16 protein-coding genes and 1 tRNA gene are annotated in these 16,887 nt (G+C 47.8%); 12 read left to right on the forward strand and 5 right to left on the reverse strand.

All coding sequences use genetic code 11. The annotated features are described in order from the left end of the window. Positions 1-95: 95 nt before the first annotated feature. Positions 96-1,646: a gluconokinase gene (gntK, locus tag EKM87_RS08235; RefSeq protein ID WP_125683687.1), complete on the reverse strand. Its 1,551-nt coding sequence runs from the start codon at positions 1,644-1,646 to the stop codon at positions 96-98. Between the two features lie 33 nt (positions 1,647-1,679). Further along, positions 1,680-2,585: a phosphogluconate dehydrogenase (NAD(+)-dependent, decarboxylating) gene (gene gnd, locus EKM87_RS08240; RefSeq protein ID WP_125683690.1), complete on the reverse strand. Its 906-nt coding sequence runs from the start codon at positions 2,583-2,585 to the stop codon at positions 1,680-1,682. 141 nt (positions 2,586-2,726) lie between these two features. Here gnd and EKM87_RS08245 point away from each other — a divergent pair, with 141 nt between their 5' ends. Both EKM87_RS08245 and EKM87_RS08250 read left to right on the forward strand, forming a co-directional pair. After that, positions 2,727-3,590, forward strand: coding sequence for a MurR/RpiR family transcriptional regulator (locus EKM87_RS08245; protein WP_225428423.1), 864 nt, complete (start codon positions 2,727-2,729; stop codon positions 3,588-3,590). 57 nt (positions 3,591-3,647) lie between these two features. Further along, positions 3,648-4,412, forward strand: coding sequence for a GH25 family lysozyme (locus EKM87_RS08250; protein ID WP_125683692.1), 765 nt, complete (start codon positions 3,648-3,650; stop codon positions 4,410-4,412). A 90-nt stretch (positions 4,413-4,502) separates the two neighbouring features. Here EKM87_RS08250 and EKM87_RS08255 read toward each other — a convergent pair whose 3' ends face one another. After that, entirely contained in the window at positions 4,503-4,871 is a 369-nt protein-coding gene (locus tag EKM87_RS08255; RefSeq protein WP_125683694.1) for a DUF4828 domain-containing protein, read from the reverse strand. 218 nt (positions 4,872-5,089) lie between these two features. Between EKM87_RS08255 and EKM87_RS08260 the strand changes: the two genes are divergently transcribed. The 6 genes from EKM87_RS08260 (at position 5,090) to EKM87_RS08285 (ending at position 10,599) form a co-directional block, all read left to right on the forward strand. Continuing rightward, the gene (locus tag EKM87_RS08260) at positions 5,090-6,091 is read left to right on the forward strand and encodes a Gfo/Idh/MocA family protein (protein WP_125683760.1); all 1,002 of its coding nucleotides are present in this window, start codon (positions 5,090-5,092) and stop codon (positions 6,089-6,091) included. Positions 6,092-6,106: 15 nt separating this feature from the next. Next, complete coding sequence (locus EKM87_RS08265) at positions 6,107-7,462, forward strand: DEAD/DEAH box helicase (RefSeq protein WP_125683696.1); 1,356 nt, start codon at positions 6,107-6,109, stop codon at positions 7,460-7,462. 50 nt (positions 7,463-7,512) lie between these two features. Next, positions 7,513-7,585: transfer RNA gene (locus EKM87_RS08270), tRNA-Arg, on the forward strand. Positions 7,586-7,982: 397 nt separating this feature from the next. Then, entirely contained in the window at positions 7,983-8,246 is a 264-nt protein-coding gene (locus EKM87_RS08275) for a hypothetical protein (protein ID WP_125683698.1), read from the forward strand. 386 nt (positions 8,247-8,632) lie between these two features. Further along, positions 8,633-9,085 (forward strand): universal stress protein, encoded by a 453-nt coding sequence (locus tag EKM87_RS08280; protein WP_125683700.1) that lies wholly within the window; start codon positions 8,633-8,635, stop codon positions 9,083-9,085. A gap of 158 nt (positions 9,086-9,243) precedes the next feature. Continuing rightward, positions 9,244-10,599: a gluconate:H+ symporter gene (locus tag EKM87_RS08285; RefSeq protein WP_125683702.1), complete on the forward strand. Its 1,356-nt coding sequence runs from the start codon at positions 9,244-9,246 to the stop codon at positions 10,597-10,599. Between the two features lie 144 nt (positions 10,600-10,743). Here EKM87_RS08285 and EKM87_RS08290 read toward each other — a convergent pair whose 3' ends face one another. After that, on the reverse strand, positions 10,744-11,685 hold the full coding sequence (locus EKM87_RS08290) for a glycosyltransferase family 2 protein (RefSeq protein ID WP_125683704.1): 942 nt from the start codon (positions 11,683-11,685) through the stop codon (positions 10,744-10,746). Between the two features lie 703 nt (positions 11,686-12,388). On the opposite strand from EKM87_RS08290, the gene wecB reads away from it, so the two are divergent. Genes wecB through EKM87_RS08305 form a run of 3 tightly spaced genes read left to right on the forward strand, consistent with a single transcriptional unit; the run spans position 12,389 to position 15,332 of the window. Beyond that, positions 12,389-13,522 carry a non-hydrolyzing UDP-N-acetylglucosamine 2-epimerase gene (wecB, locus tag EKM87_RS08295; RefSeq protein WP_125683706.1) on the forward strand — a complete coding sequence of 378 codons (1,134 nt, stop codon included), beginning with the start codon at positions 12,389-12,391 and terminating at the stop codon, positions 13,520-13,522. Continuing rightward, positions 13,515-14,372 (forward strand): nuclease-related domain-containing protein, encoded by an 858-nt coding sequence (locus EKM87_RS08300; RefSeq protein WP_125683708.1) that lies wholly within the window; start codon positions 13,515-13,517, stop codon positions 14,370-14,372. The genes wecB and EKM87_RS08300 overlap by 8 nt, the downstream gene beginning before the upstream one ends. Positions 14,373-14,393: 21 nt before the next feature. After that, entirely contained in the window at positions 14,394-15,332 is a 939-nt protein-coding gene (locus tag EKM87_RS08305; protein WP_125683710.1) for a YihY/virulence factor BrkB family protein, read from the forward strand. Between the two features lie 84 nt (positions 15,333-15,416). Here the strand turns inward: EKM87_RS08305 and EKM87_RS08310 are convergent, their stop codons facing one another. After that, on the reverse strand, positions 15,417-15,878 hold the full coding sequence (locus EKM87_RS08310; RefSeq protein WP_125683712.1) for a flavodoxin: 462 nt from the start codon (positions 15,876-15,878) through the stop codon (positions 15,417-15,419). Between the two features lie 180 nt (positions 15,879-16,058). Here EKM87_RS08310 and recX point away from each other — a divergent pair, with 180 nt between their 5' ends. Further along, complete coding sequence (gene recX / locus EKM87_RS08315; RefSeq protein ID WP_125683714.1) at positions 16,059-16,859, forward strand: recombination regulator RecX; 801 nt, start codon at positions 16,059-16,061, stop codon at positions 16,857-16,859. The last annotated feature ends 28 nt before the right edge of the window (positions 16,860-16,887 follow it).

Below are 16,887 nucleotides of genomic sequence, written 5' to 3' on the forward strand. Positions count from 1 at the left end.
CATATTGTACTTGATAAATTCTCGTTTGTACATAAGAAACTTTCAAAAAAGTTAATTAATTCAGTTGGTTTTCTGAAATTACTAAAGTCATCAAACTACTTGGTGTCTGATTGGTGAACATGAGTACGTTGATACTCAGCGATGTTCTTGTATTCTGATTGTAATTGCCGACTAAGGCGAATGTAAATCGGAACCAAGGCACGGTAAGCATCGTAGGTTTCTGGGTTAGGGTGATGGACGTTTGACACACCGATGAAGTTCTTTACGGCAGCCAGGTCATCAATCATGCCTAAGGCGTACATCCCTAACGTAGCAGCCCCTAAGGCCGTTCCTTCAGGACTTTCAGGAATCGTGACGTCTTGTTCAAAGATGTCGGCTAACATTTGCCGCCAGAGTTCAGAACGGGCGAAACCACCCGTAGCTTGAATACTAGAAGGCTTGCCAACGACTTCTTCCAAGGCGAGCATCACGGTGTAAAGGTTGTAAACGATTCCTTCCAGCGCAGCACGAACCATGTGAGCTCGTGAGTGCGTCCGGGTTAATCCGAAGAAGGAACCGCGGGCGTTGGCATCCCAGATAGGTGCCCGTTCCCCACCTAAGAATGGGTGGAAAATCAGCCCGTCTGAACCAGCAGGGACCTTAGCAGCAATCTCAGTTAAGAGGTCGTAAGAGTCCACGTGCATTTGTTCAGCCGTAATTTTTTCTGGTGCGAAGAGTTGATCTCTGACCCAACGGAAGACGATTCCCCCGTTGTTTACTGGCCCACCAACGACCCAGTGGTCTTTGGATAGGTAGTAACAGAAGACCCGGCCCTTAGGGTCGATCTTCGGCTTGTCAGTGACGACCCGAACGGCACCAGAGGTTCCAATGGTCACAGCGACAACTCCAGGGTTGATTGCATCAACCCCCAGGTTAGCCAGGGGACCGTCGGAAGCGCCCATGATGAATGGGGTTTGTGGATCGATACCAATTACACCCGCATAGTCGCTCTTCATGCCGGAGATTTGGGCGGTCGTGTCAACCAACTTAGGAAGTTGATCACGCGTCACACCAGCAACTTCTAAGGCCTGGTCATCCCAGTCCATCTTGAAGATGTTGAACATCCCGGTAGCGTTAGCGATGGAGTAGTCTTCTTGTAAGACGCCAAATAACTTGTAAATGACGTATTCCTTGATACCGACGAACCAGTGAGCTTGGTTGAAGAGGTCAGGTTGTTCATTACGCAACCAAATCAATTTGCTCAGAGGGGTCATCGGGTGAATTGGTGTCCCAGTCTTTTCGTAGAGTTGTTTACCCACACCATTTTCCCGTAATTCATCCGCATACTTCACGGAACGGTTGTCGGCCCAAGTGATGGCCCGAGTTAATGGCTTGTGGTTTTCGTCTAACAAGATGAGACTGTGCATGGCAGCTGAGAAAGAAACGCCATGTAATTGGCCGTTCTTTAAATCTGCCTTACGCAGGACGGTCGTTAAACCGTCAATGATAGCGGAGAAGATTTCTTCTGGATCTTCTTCAGCCATATCTGGAACATCTTGATAGAGGGGATACAGGTTGTTTGAATAACCCTGCATCTTACCCGTGGTATCGTACAATACGGTCTTGACACTGGTAGTTCCAATATCGACCCCAATCATGTAGTCCATAGTGCTCTTCCTTTCGTGTTGCTAATTTAAAGCTTATTTGTCAGCCTTGTCCATGGCGTGACCACCGAAACCGTTACGTAAAGCTGAAACAACTTTACCAGTAAAGGTGTCATCTTGCATTGACCGGTAACGCATCATCAATGACAAAGCGATAACTGGCGTTGGGACGTGGCTGTCCAAACCTTCTTGAACAGTCCATTGGCCTTCACCAGATGCATGCATCCGACCAGCAATCTTTTCCAACTCTGGATCTTCGGAAAAGGCTTCTTCAGCAAGTTCCATGAGCCAGCCCCGGATAACAGAACCGTGGCTCCATACCTTGGCAACGGCTTCGTTGTCGTAGTCAAAGTCGGAAGCTTCGAGAACTTCGAAACCTTCGGCGATGGCTTGCATTTCACCATATTCGATTCCGTTGTGGACCATCTTCAAGTAGTGACCTGAAGCGGCACGGCCGGTGTAAAGGTAGCCGTCTTCTTCGGAAATGGATTCGTAAAGTGGGCGGATCGTTTCAAAGGCTTCTTTGTTGTCGCCACCGATCATGAAGTTCCCGTGTGAACGAGCGCCTTCCATACCACCTGAAGTACCGCAATCGAAGAAGTCGATGCCCTTGGCCTTCAAGATGTCGTTGTGACGAAGTGAATCCTTGTAGTAGGAGTTCCCACCATCAATCAAGATGTCACCCTTGCCGAGTAACGTGCTCAATGATTCGATTGTGGAGTCCGTAGGCTTACCAGCTGGAACCATGACCCAAACGATCTTAGGTGATGGTAACTTGGCAACCATGTCTTCCAAACTGTCGGCACCTTCAGCACCAGCAGCAACAGCCTTGTCGACAAAATCCTTGTTTAAATCAAAACCAACGATTTCGTGGTTGTGATCCATTGCGTTCATAGCCAAGCTAAGACCCATCTTACCTAAACCAATTAATCCGAGTTTCATGAAATTAATCTCCTTTACAAGATACGAAATTTTTCTGACAATGAGTATTATATGTAAAAAAGTTTCACATTTCAAGAGAAATGATGTAAAATGTTTACAAAAATAAAATTAAATCAAAATTCGTAACTTTGAAAGGGGACGGTGACCATCGCTCGTTCTACTATTGGCAAGATTCGGGGAACCTATGACCAATTATCTCGAACTGAAAAAAAAGTGGCACAATTGGCGTTGGACAGTCCAGCAGTCGTCAGTGAAATGACGATCAAGGAATTGTCGAGCGCCGCTGGTGTGTCTACGGCCACTATTTCCCGCTTTGTGAAGCGCATGAACTACGCCAACTACCGGGAGTTTACCATGGCGCTGATGCACACGTCTATTGAAGACACTTCGCATCCTAGTTCCTTTCCAGAACTGGCCGAGGGTGATTCACTTGCTACCATTGCAAGTAAGACGTTTCACTTTTCAATGAATTCTTTAGAGGCAACTAATGAGGCTCTGAATGAGCAGGATCTCGCGCGGGCTGTTTTAAAATTGATCAACTCGAAGACGATTAGTTTCTTTGGGTTAGGGGGGTCCTCAATTGCCGCGCTGGATGGTTATCACAAGTTCATGCGAACCTCACTCAATGTAACGTACTATCCGGACTATGATATTCAGCTGATGCAGGCCGCTCGGATGGGTGAGGACGACTGTGCGGTCATTATTTCCCACTCGGGGCGGAACCACGAAACGTTAAAAATCGTGGACGAACTCAAACGAAATGATGTGACCATCATCGCAATCACCAGCTACAGTGGGTCACCGTTGGCGCAACGTGCGGATGTGGCTTTTCTTTCATTAACAGACGAAGTAAACTATCGCTCTGAGGGGATGTATTCATTAATTTCTCAACTCGCGATTTTGGACAGTCTGTTTATGATGACAGTCTTGCGGATTTCCTCAAGAACCGATCATATTTTAACGAAGGTTCGCGATGTGATTGAACAGACCCGCCACGAATCCTAAGCAACATGGTATAATAGTTAGTAATCTTTCCAGGCTATGGAGAAACGGTGACTGACGGTGAAACGACGAGACTATCAACCTATATACGACAACACGTTTCGCCGCCACCATCGGTTCCGGCGTTGGTTAGTCGTGCTTATCTTGCTAGTACTTGCCGGGGCTGGTTATTTTGGCTGGTATCAATGGCAGGCGCACCAGCGCGAACAACTCGCCAACTATCCGGTGCGCGGGGTGACGCTTAGTCAGGACAGCGGTTATCTGGATTTTCAGCAGCTGGCCAATCACGTGACCTTTGTCTACCTCCAGGCAACCTCTGGGGCGACTTATACCGATGATGATTTTAGCGACAATTACTCACGCTCACAGGGGGCGTCACTCAAGGTGGGGGTCATTCACACCTTCAGTTTCACTACGTCTGCCAAACGCCAGTACCACCACTTTAAAGCGACGGTTGGGAACAACTCCGGAACCTTGCCGATTATGGTGGCCGTCAATTACTATGGTAAATATAATAGTAATAGTCAGGACATGGCGCTTCAGGGCCAGAAACTGAAACATCTGGTTGAAAAGTTGCGGAGTCACTATCAACAGGGCGTTATTGTATTTGCCAATAAACAAGTGCTTACGCAATTTGTGAAGCCAGTCTTGCCCAGCCAAGATTACTGGATTGCTGGTGGTAAACTGAGCGCGAACTCGAAACAAGTTAAGTTCATCGAATATGATGCTGATGGTTCGGTCACCCAGAACGGGCAAGAACAGACCGTGGCGCGTTCCGTATTCAACGGTACTAAGCATGACTGGCAGAACTTTACCCAGGGATAAACGTTTAAATTTAAACAAAGACAAAAAGACTCACCCGTTAGCTTTGATTGTGTCAAAGTTAGCGGGTGAGTTCGTTAGTCTGTCTGAATTTTAGGCGTCGCCATCAAGCGGGTGCATGGCGTAAGTACAATCGTCAGCTTCATCGAAGAATGAGATGGGTTGACGCTCATTGGCGTGAATCGTTAAGTGATAGCCAAACTTGTCCTGAAAAGTGAGCTGTTGCTCGTTAAGGTCCTTGACCCGGACTTGAAGCTGGTGATTATCAATTTGCACGTCAAGATTAGGACTAATTTCTAACCGGTGTTGTCGTTGGTTATGGGGGTCAACAAACTGCCAGGTGCCAACGTAAAACAACGGTGAGTCACTGGGTTGCGTCTGTTGTTTCTTACGCAACGAAAAGCCACCGGTTAATCCGGCAACTAGTGAAATACCAAAAAGTGCGATCTCACGACCCTTCACCGGTAATCCCTCCCTTGAATGAATTTACGAAAAGCTTGAAAGCCGATTGCTAAGGTGCTTTCAATACCGTATTTGATTACCTCTTAAATATAACATTTTTGACTGAGAATGCCGCAACAATTCCCTCCTTTTTGGGGAAAATTAATCCTTATGCTATCGCAGAGAGAGTCCGACTGTTAGAATGAGTTTATCAACTAAAACATGCTGGAGGGATCATGATGATTCGAATGGGAACGGTAGGTACTAACTGGATTACACAGCAGCTAGTCGAGGCGCTGGCGTTGAGCAAGTCTTACGAATTAGCGGCTGTTTATTCTCGCCACGCTGATACGGGGGCGGCCTTTGCTGCCAAGAACCACGCCCAGGCGAGCTACACGGATTACGAGGAAATGTTGACGCAGGCTAATTTGGACGCCGTTTACATTGCTTCACCTAACAGTTTGCACTTTGAGCAGGCCATGACGGCCATTCAACACGATGTCTCAATCGTTGTGGAAAAGCCAGCCTTCAGTAACCGCCAGGAAATGACGGCCATTCTTGCGGCCCTCAAACAGCACCCACAGGTCAAGTTCTTCGAGGCCGCTCGGCACGTGCATACGCCAAACTTCCAACAGATTGAGCAGGCCATGACCGGGTTACCTACGGTTCAGGGGGCAGCTCTGACCTTTATGAAGTATTCGTCTCGGTATGATCAAGTCCTTGATGGGGAGGCGCCTAACGTCTTTACCAAAGAATTCTCCGCCGGCGCTTTACAAGACCTCGGCGTTTATCCCGTTTACTTGGCTATCGCTTTGTTTGGCCAACCCGAGAACGTCTCCCTGTTTCCGACATTGATTGCGACCGGTGGGGATGGCAAAGGGCTAGCGGTCTTACGGTACACGGACTATGACGTGACCGTTGCCTATGGCAAGACCAGCAACTCCTATGCTTCTTCCGAAATCTACGGTCTCAAGGAAACAATTGAAATCGATAGTGCTGGTGAACTGACAAAAGTTGGTCTACGGGATGATCACGGGGCATTGACGGACCTAAGTCAACCTGCGTTGGAAAACCCCATGTTGCCAGAAGTTATCGATTTTGCTCGCGTCCTATTGGCACCAGAAGAAATGCAAAATGAAAAAGATTATCAACGGTGGCTCAAATGGAGTATCACCGTTAACGACGTGCTTTACAGCTTACGGGTAGCGGGGAACCTTCGCTTTCCAGCTGACGAGCACTAGCAGAAAGGAAACAGTATGTTAAAACAATTTGAGGCGCATTTTAAAGATTTAGGATATACAGAACCCACCGCTATCCAGACGGCCGTCTATGATGCAATGGTCGGGGATAAGAATGTGTTGGGGCTTGCGCCAACCGGTTCGGGGAAGACGGTGGCGTTTACGTTGCCAGCCCTGGCTAACCTGTTACCGGGAGATGGGATTCAGCTGATTGTCTTAGAACCTTCTCAAGAGTTGGCTATCCAGACCAGCCGCGTTATTCGGGACTGGGCTAAACTATTGGATTTGAAGGTCGCAGCCTTAACGGGTGGCGCTAATGTGAAACGGCAAACGGAACGGTTGAAGAAACGGCCAGAAATCATTGTGGGGACTCCTGGTCGGGTGTTGAACCTGGTCAGTGACCGGAAACTGAAGTTACATTTGGTTTCCCTCATGATTGTTGATGAAGCGGATGACTTGTTAACGGGTGATACGTTGGATACGGTCCGTTCAATTGCTCAGGCTGCGCCAGCGGACGTTCAACTTGGCTTCTTCTCCGCAACCGATACACCAATTCTTCACGAACTGGACCAATGGTTTGGCCAGACCGTTGAACGAATTGATGTGCGGGACCAAGACGATACACAGGGACAAGTTCACCATGGCATGTTAGAAGTGGGAATGGGCAAGCGTGATCAGATGCTCAAGCGGCTGTTGGCAATGCCTAATTTCCGGGCGCTGGTCTTCTTCAAACAGGCGAACACTTTACGGAAAACGGCAACGCGGTTTTACCATGACCACGTGTCTGCAGCCAGTCTGACGAGTGATTTACGTCAGGTCCAACGGGAAAAAGCCTTACAGGACTTTCGACTGGGGCGTATCAAGTTGTTGTTGACGACCGATGTGGCGGCACGGGGATTAGACATTCCGAAACTGCCAGCCGTTATTAACTACGATCTCCCAACTTCGGTCAACGAATACGTCCACCGAGTCGGCCGGACTGGCCGGATGGGTGAACCAGGCCAAGTAATTAGTCTGGGGGATGACCATGATTTACGGGATTTAAAGAAGCTCTTGAAAGAAACTGATTATGAGTTAGAACCCGTTTACTTCAGTGGGCGGACATTGACCACTGAACGCCCAGTAGCAACGGCGAAACCGGTGGAAGAAACCCCAGTAGCGACAACTTCTACGGAGGCTAAGCAGGCAACCACGGTTGAGACGACAGCGACGACAACTGGTCAAGCACAGCCGGCCAAGCGAAAACCCCGTAAGGCAGCTGCGGCCAAGGTGGAAACACCGAACCCAACTAAGAAAAAGAAACACAAGAACCGGCATACCAAGAACAAAGGGATGCGGAAAAAGTGGCGTGATCAAGACGCCCAAGATAAGTAGTCCTTTACAATTAAAAAGATCCGTGTCAGAATAAATTACGGATCTTTTATGGCCCTATAGCACAACTGGATAGGGCACTCGCCTCCTAAGCGAATGATCCCGGTTCGAGTCCGGGTGGGGCCAATTAATATACAGAGTGCGACTGCGGGCGGTTAGCTGGCGAGCATTAACGTCGTTAGCGTAGCGACCCCGAACTTGGGTCGTTGGGCTAACGGGGTTAAGCGGAACCAGCTGCCCACAGGTGCACGTTTCAGCAACGGTCACGGGAAAATTCCCGTGACCGTTTTTGCATACCGCCAATTAACAACCCCACCACCGGTTTACCAACATAATAAGTTGGAACCTATTGTGAGATTATTATTAATAGGAAGAGATTTACCAAATAGGTGACTTACGCAAGGTTGTGAATAGTCTGAGATTGCTATTTAAGGAGAATTTTCTTCATAAATTCAATCACTCACAAGAGTAGCTTGGCAAGTCACCTAATCTCCCGTATCCTAGACTTAGAGGAGGGGAGCTAATGTTTCGAAAATCGATGCGGGATGCCTGGGGATTGTTTGGCCTGGGTATCGGACTTGAAATTGTCTTCTTACCGCTAACACTCTTGTTTCACCGTAAGATTCAGGCCTGGGAGTTACTTAAAGATTGGTGGCAGGGGCCGGATAAACTGGCAACGTTGGCCTTGATAGTGGCAGTCGTTTTGGGGTGCTGGTTAGTCACAACGCTGGTAATTTATGGATTTCGCTGGTTGAACGCTAAGTTACGTGAACATGATGTTTATTAACAGGTACCAGTACAGGTAAGTTGGCCTCCTCCGGCCTTGATTATGTTTAATATTGTAATCACTGCAGGGGTCCTATGAACATATTTTTAGGGCATCTAAGTTAGCGTTGGAAAGATATATAAGCCGAGAGGTCGCCAGCTATGGGCTCAGGCGCGTCGTTCTGCTTAGTCAGTAGGGGGGTTCCCTACTGGCTTAGCAGAAGACCAAGCTTGTAGACTCGAGCCTTTCGAGGCTTCAAGTTGCGTCCGCACCGTTCCAGCCCATAGCTGGCGACCGGTAAGGCGAAAAGATAGGCCAATGTTTAAAAGCTTTCAGCCGCTCAGACTCCCCATAGGGACCGTTTTCATCTATAATGGAGGTAGTCAAACAAGGAGGATGATTTTTCGATGGATAACGTTGAATCAATGAACCCTAAGAAATTTACGCGCATCTTGGTCGGGGTCGATGACTCTCCTGATGCGCAGTTGGCTTTCCGGTACGCAATGAACCGAGCCAAGTTTGATGATGCTGAACTGGTCATTTGTTCTGTGTTGGAATCGGATAACATGAATATCTACCAGGCATTGAGCAAGGATTACGTTCACGGTCAACGTTCGGATTTACAAAAGCATTTACAACAGTATCAAAACTTGGCAGAACGCTTTGGTATCACCAAGGTAAAATTTGTGATCGGTGAAGGGGACCCCGGTGAAACCATTGTTAAAAAGATCATTCCCGAGGTACAACCAGACCTGTTAGTCATTGGGTCGCTGTCCCAATCCGGCGTTCGCAAGTACTTTGGGAGTCAGGCTGCCTACATGGCAAAATATTCTCCAATCTCCGTGATGATTGTCAGATAGCGTTTTCACGACTGTTTTCACGCATGAATTGTAAATAACATTCAATTGCCCCCTTGCAAGTTGAAAATATTTTTCATACAATGGTTCTTATGCGAAAGAGTTGAAGCGACTGCGGCAGGTCGTTCATCAGAAATAAGCATAAGAAAAGAGAGAGAAAAATGCAGTTCGTGATTTTGTTATTAGGTATTTTACTGTTACTCTTCTTGATTATTCGAGTAAAGTTAAACACCTTCGTATCACTGATCGTTACCTCAATTTTGGTAGCGCTTGGATTAGGCATGAACCCCGCAAATATTGCGGAGTCAATCAAAAACGGTATTGGGAGCTCCATGGGCGAACTGATTATCGTTTTTGGTTTTGGTGCCATGATTGGTCGGTTGGTGTCCGATGCTGGTGGATCTTACCGGATTGCCCGGACACTGATTAAGATTTTTGGGAAGCGTCGTCTCCAAGTTGCCATTGTGGTGGCTTCCTTCCTGATTGGGATTTCCCTGCTATTTGAAGTTGGGCTGGTACTGGTTACGCCAATCGTCTTTGCGGTTGCGCTAGAAGCTGACGTACCGTTCCTTTATCTAGGGATTTCAATGGCCGCCGCGTTATCCGCTACCCAAGGTTTCTTACCACCACAACCATCACCAACTGCCGTTGCGACCGCTTTGGGCGCCAACGTTGGTGAAATGTTGATGGTCGGGGTCATCGTGGCTATTCCGTGTGTGATTGTCGCTGGTCCTATTTGGACACGTGTCATTCGTCGGTTCAATCCCGGTTTGTTCGTCGTTAAGAAGTCCTTACCCGCCTTTGGTGAAGTGAAGGAATTTGATTTGAAGGAAACACCAGGCTTTGGTCTGTCCGTCTTCACGTCACTGTTCCCAGTTGTCTTCATGATTTTGGCAACGATTTATCAAATGGTTGTTAACGGGGGGGCTGCGCCGAAAAATCCGCACGGCCTAGACGCTGTCATCACGATGCTTGGGAATCCAGTGATCGCCATGGTGATTGCATTACTCTTTGCTATTTGGTCCATGGGTTTCCATCGTGGTCGTACCATGAAGGAAATCAGCGGGACCTTGGAAGACGCCATCAAGTCGATTGCCATGTTACTGATGGTTATCGCCGGTGGGTCTGCCTTTAAGCAAGTCCTAATCGACGGTGGTGTGGGGAAGGCTGTGCAACAGCTAATGATGCACTCCAGCTTCTCACCAATCCTATTAGCCTGGTTAATTACCGTTATCTTACGGATCTCATTGGGTTCTGCTACGGTATCTGGGATGACGGCCTCTGGGTTGATCACGCCACTGATGCACACGTTGGGTGCTGACCCCGTCATGATTGCCTTGGCAATCGGTGCCGGTTCGTTAGCTGCTTCTCACGTGAACGATGCTGGTTTCTGGATGTTCTCTGAATACTTTGACCTGAGCGTTAAGCAAACGTTCCAGGTTTGGACAACCTTGGAAACGGTCATCTCTGTGGTTGGACTGTTGATGGTCTTACTGATGAATCTCATTATTCACTAAATCATTTAAATCACGGGTTCGAGACAATTGTCTCGGACTTTTTTATTTGGATTATGTGCCAGTGGCATAAGATTTATTTGACCACCGATTTCGAAATAAAAAAGGACCCGCAACGCTCTGTGAGCATTCGGGTCCAAGTGAGTCTTATTTTTCTTCGCGAACAATGTATTGTGGGCGGTGTTTTGTTTCTAGGTAAATTTTACTGATGTATTGGCCTAATATCCCCAGGCAGAATAATTGAATCCCACCGACTAATAAGAGGATAACGACGAGTGATGGCCAGCCAGCGACTGAACCCCCAACGGTGAGGGCGCGGACAATGACAAAAATTAAGCCAATGATCGACAAGATAAATGAAATACTGCCGACCCAGGTGGCCAAGCGAAGAGGCGCATTAGAAAAATCAATGATCCCTTCAATTGAGTATGAGAATAATTGCTTCAAACTCCAATGAGTCGTCCCAGCGGCACGTGGTTGGCTTTCATAGGCCAAATAAGTCGTCTTGTAGCCGACCCAGCTGAAGATTCCTTTTGAGAAACGATTGAACTCGGGCAATGAGAGCACCGTGTCGACAAATTGGCGGGTCATCAAGCGGTAGTCTCGGGCGTTTGGTTCGATCCGTACGTCTGAAATCTTGTTGATGACACTGTAGAAACTTGTGGACAGGAAGGCCCGTAGCTTACTTTGACCACGACGTTCCTTTTGAATGGTTCCAACACAGTCGTACCCATCGTTTTCAATTAACGCGAGCATCTTTGGCAATAACTCAGGTGGATCTTGTAAGTCGACATCCATGACTGCCACCACGTCCCCGGTCGTGGCTTGAAGTCCGGCAGCGAGAGCCGACTCTTTCCCAAAGTTGCGAGAGAACGATCGAAAGTGGACCGTCTCAGGATACTTTTGGTGTAACTCTTTCATTTCGTTTAAGGTGTGGTCACTCGACCCATCATCCACAAAAATGTATTCCGGCGTTACCGTCGGTGTAGGGGTGTTCATTGAATCGATCACCTTGCTAACGGTTCGGTAAAATAAGGGAATTGACTCCTCCTCGTTATAGCAAGGAACGACCAGACTAAGCTTTTTCATCACAGACATTCCTTTCACACAACGTTACTATCTTACCTCAATTATGGGGGGCTTACCATGACAATTCCTTTAAATTTATGCGACGATTAGCTGCATGCCTAACCAGCTGAAAGCATTGATACCAATAGCGGCGGCCTTGTAAGCGGAAACGTCCTACCCGGCAAATTACTCGCGCTGCGAATAAATATTTGGACTTCGCAAATGGTTGCGGAATTAAAGCGATGATGAAGCGATGGTTGTCTCGATTTACTGGTTAGCAGACTGCGGGTTAGTTTATGAATATTGCTACGGTACTGGAAAAATAGTGTAATTATTATCCGATTGGTTGACTTACAGTTGATACTAGTTGTTAGGAAGCGTCGTAAGAGGTTGTACTTTAGGCTAGAGGCGGTCAAGGGTGGGGCCAGCCGTGAAAATAGCGTTAGCTAGCGTTCCTTGCTAGCTTAGGGTATGGGCGAATTTGAAGACACATGATTTTTGTGGCTTCAAATTGAGCGAGAAGCCCGTTCTTTGGCTGAAGCGTCCCCACGGCAGGCCCCACCCTTGACCGCCGTAACACGAGTAACCTAAACAATTAGCCGCTTGTATTAAAGCTAAAAATTTTCTTCAGTTTAGCACATTTGCCAGCAAAATTCGTATTTAATATCATGAAGGCAGGGCTTCTGCTATAATTGACCTAATCAACACCACTGGAGGAAGAATTGTGACGAAACCAATTAAAGTTATGACGGTGTTTGGTACCCGTCCGGAAGCCATTAAGATGGCACCAATCATCCTAGAAATGCAACAACGTCCCGCCGATTTCACCCCGATTACGGCCGTTACGGCGCAACACCGGGAGATGCTGGACCAGGTGCTTGATATCTTTAAAATTAAACCGGATTATGATTTAAATATCATGCGGCCTAAGCAGTCGTTGAGCCAAATCACGACGCGGGTACTCACCAAGTTGGATGCGATCATCGAGGACGCACAACCTGATATCGTCTTAGTCCACGGGGACACGACAACGACCTTTGCGGCCAGTGTTAGTGCCTTCTACCATCAAACCATGTTAGGCCACGTTGAGGCGGGATTACGGACTTGGGATAAGTATTCACCGTATCCTGAAGAAATGAACCGGCAACTAACGGATGTGTTGAGTGATCTGTACTTTGCACCCACCCAGCTGTCCCGGCAGAACCTGTTAAAACAGGCCCACGCTGACGATCACATCTTTGTCACGGGGAATACTGCCATTGACGCGCTCAAACAGACGGTCGATGCGGACTATCACCATGCCGTTTTGGATCAAGTCGATCCTAACCGCCGGCTGATTTTATTGACGATGCATCGACGGGAAAATCAAGGGGCACCTATGCACGCGGTGCTAAAGGCTGTTCGCCGCGTGGTCGAGGCGCATCCTGACGTTGAAGTGATTTATCCAGTTCACTTGAGTCCTGCCGTTCAGAGCGTGGCCCACGAGGAACTGGACGGGATGGATCGAATTCATTTGATTGATCCGCTGGACGTGATTGATTTCCACAACATTGCCGCCCGGAGTTTCCTGATTATGACCGATTCAGGTGGGGTTCAGGAAGAAGCGCCTTCCTTGAATAAACCGGTATTGGTCCTTAGAGACAGTACGGAACGGCCAGAGGGCGTTGAGAACGGGACATTGAAGTTGGTAGGTACCGACCCAGAACGGGTCACAACGGCTATGGAAAGTCTGTTGTCCGACCAAGCAGCTTATGATCGAATGGCCAAAGCCGAGAATCCATACGGCGACGGTCACGCTTCAGAACGGATTTTGGCAGCCATCCAAGCTGCCATCAATGGAGGCAATGCGAATGGCTGAGACGGCGTACGACCGGGCCGAAATTAAGACCACTGAGCAATTATCTGAAATTATGCGGGATATTCATCAGGCCGCAAAAAAGAAGAATGAACGCTTTGACTACAAAATTTTAAGAAACGTTCACTTTGCCAATAAGGTCAAAAATCCTGTAACGCAGGAAATGAACGAGGGTGATTCCTGGCGGGTCATGCAGATCGATAATTTGCTGGTGACGTCTTTTGGGGTCATTAACGTGGAAAGCAAGTATTGGCGCGGCATGATTTTCCATGACTTGTCGGAAGAAATCTTTTCGTCCAGTCTGGATGATTTTTCGGCGGTCAATTTATCCAGTCGCGAAAAGGAAAAAGAGACAACGAAGATGTTGACTGGTCGACTCGACCGGTTCTTCTTGCCTAATTTGTCGGAAGAAAATGAATCCCTGACGCAGGGCTACACGATGAGTCTGGAGCAGGAGGGACGAGGGCAACGGTCTATTACGTTGCATACGGGAATCAGTAACCCAGCTACCCAATCAGAACTTTCTTCAAAGCTGTTGGTGCGCTATATTAACAGTGAAATCACGATGCATAAGAAACTGGAAAACAAGAATGAACGAATTATCGACTTTGTTAAGCCATTAGTGTATTACAACTACTACGACCGGTATGATCACAGCAACTCACTGGTCGTCGGCAATAAGACGAAGCTCAATCCCAATGATGCGTACAATTGTACGGCCGTCGGTAACTATCAAGACCTGGCGACCTTCATCGAATCTTTCCGGCAGGCCAAGCGTGTTCGCTTTAGTCGCAAGACGCTGGAAAAAATGATCAGCACACTTAAGTTCGCTGAGGATTACGGGTCATTCTAAAGCGAAAGGGGGCCGAAAACAGTGGCCATTCAATGGCGCAAGCGCGCGACACAAGTTACGCACGTGATTAAAACCATCAGCAAGCACTACACAATGGCTAACGTTTCCGACTCAGCTGTCGTGTTGGCTTACTATACCCTCTTGTCGTTGTTCCCAGCGTTACTGGTCTTAGCGAGCCTGCTGCCGTACCTCAATATTCAGACGGATACGGTCCTAAATAGTATTGAACCACTGATGCCGGAGAGAATCTTCGACATGATGGAACCGATTATTCACTCCTTCCTCAACAATCGAAGTGGTGGAGTGTTGTCCATTGGGGTGATCATCTCTATTTGGTCCTCCTCACGGGCAGTAGCAGCGTTTCAACGAACAGTTAACAGTGCCTACGGAGTCGCCAAAAATCAAAACGGAATCGTTAATCGAATCGTGGCGTTTTTCTGGATGGTTGTTTTGATTGCGTTAATGTTTGTGTTAATGATCTTCTTTAGTTTTGGCCAGATTGTTTTGGAACAATTGACGCCATTACTACACTTGCCAACGGCAATCTTAGATTACGTCAACGGCTTGAAGTGGCCACTGACCTTTTTCGTGGTGTTTGTGGTCCTCATGATTTTATTTTACTTTGTGCCTAGTGCTAAATTAAAGTGGCGGTTCGTGTGGCCGGGAGCCTTAGTGGCGACGGTGGGTTGGTTATTGCTATCGCAAGCCTTCTCACTTTACGTTAAGTACTTCGTCCATAATATTGATAGCTACAAAACGATTGGAACGTTTATTTTCTTGATGTTTTGGCTGGATTTTACGGGCCTGATTTTGATGTTCGGGGCGGTATTGAATGCTGCCATTCAAGAACTCATCGTTGGGGCGATTCAGGAACAAAAGGCGTTAGCATTGCCCAATCTACTTAAGTATCGGCGGTACCGGTTGAAGAAGAATGGCGTGCGACCCAAGGTTAAAAAATAGGAACTTTAAACGACTTAAATAAAACGACTCACAGTGTCCTGTATTAAAGCAGGCCGCTGTGAGTCGTTTTGTGGGTTAGGTGATTTAATCCGGGTGACCCTGCCGGTAGGTGTTGACCAGCTGGGTTGCAAATAGATCGAGTTGATCAATGGCTGCCTGATCAGGTTCCAGGTTGATTTTGACGCCGGTGGCACCGCTACTGGCATGGGTCTGTTGAAAGGCCGCTTCAAAGTGGTCAACAGTGGTGTTGTAGTATTTGCCATAGAAAGTATCCCCTGACCCAGCAACGCCGTAAATTTTGCCCTTGAGGTCTAACGTTTGCAGGTCCTCATAGAAGTCGACCCCTTCATCGGGCAGGGAGCCCTCGTCGTAGGTGTAGGCACAAACGACACAGATGTCAGCTTGTTTGAACTCTGCGGCATCAGTCTGAGAGATTTCGGTTTCTTTGACCTGACAGCCGAGGTCCTCTAACTTTTCCGTGACGATGTCTGCCACGTCTTCATTGTTTCCGGTGATGGTGGCAAAGACCACGTGTGCTGTTACCAAATCAGACCACTCCTTCAAGTTGCTTAGTTGTGCTAATTATAGCAGGACATCGTCAACGCGAAAAGTTAATTGGCTAACTAATCTGGCTGTTCGCTTTCCCCGAGCACCTGAGAACTGGTAAAATAATTGCAAGAACAGCCACAAGTTGTTCGGCGAAATTTCTAAAAGGATGTGACATTAATGGCCGTCATTACCATGATTGAAGCTCAAAAACGTAGCGGCCGTTATAACGTCTACGTTGACGGAGAATATGCTTTTCCAGTGAGTGAGAGCGTATTGATTGATTTCAGTCTATTTAAAGGCATGGAAGTCGATAAGGATTTAGAAGCACAACTAGTTGATGCTGATAACGTTGCGAAGGCCTACAATCGGGCGTTAGATTACCTCTCAAAACAGTTACGGACGGAAAAGGAGGTCAGGGATAAGCTGGCCGATTTGGAAGTGCCACCAGAAACGATTGATTTAACCCTGCAGAAGTTACGGGAATTGGTTTTGGTCGATGATGCCCATTACGCCGCTAGCTACGTGCGGACCGTGATGAACACCGGAGACAAGGGCCCACGGGTGATTCGCCAGCATCTACGTCAAAAAGGGGTGGGTGAAAAAGGCATTGACGATGCGTTGACCCTTTATACGCCAGAAGAACGCCTTGCCGTGGGGACGGTAGTGGCTGAGAAGCTGGCCAAACGGTATCATCGTCAGGCATTTGGCACCCAGCAACAAAAGATTCGTCAGGGATTGCTGACGCGAGGGTTTGACAACGATGATGCCAGCAAAATGCTGGCCACGTTAGACTTGACACCCGACGTTGATCAGCAACACGATCTACTGGTGAAGCAGGGAGAAAAATTGTGGCATCGTTACCGCACATTGAGTCATTCTGAACGTCAATATAAGACCAAGCAGGCACTGTACCGAAAGGGATTCAACCTGGATGACATTAGCGCTTGGCTTGCTGATTTAGGGGAATCGGCTGACTAGTTGAGAATAAGAGTAAGGGGGAGCTTGC

This window comes from Levilactobacillus yonginensis (genome assembly GCF_003946265.1).
Taxonomy (GTDB): Bacteria; Bacillota; Bacilli; order Lactobacillales; family Lactobacillaceae; genus Levilactobacillus; species Levilactobacillus yonginensis.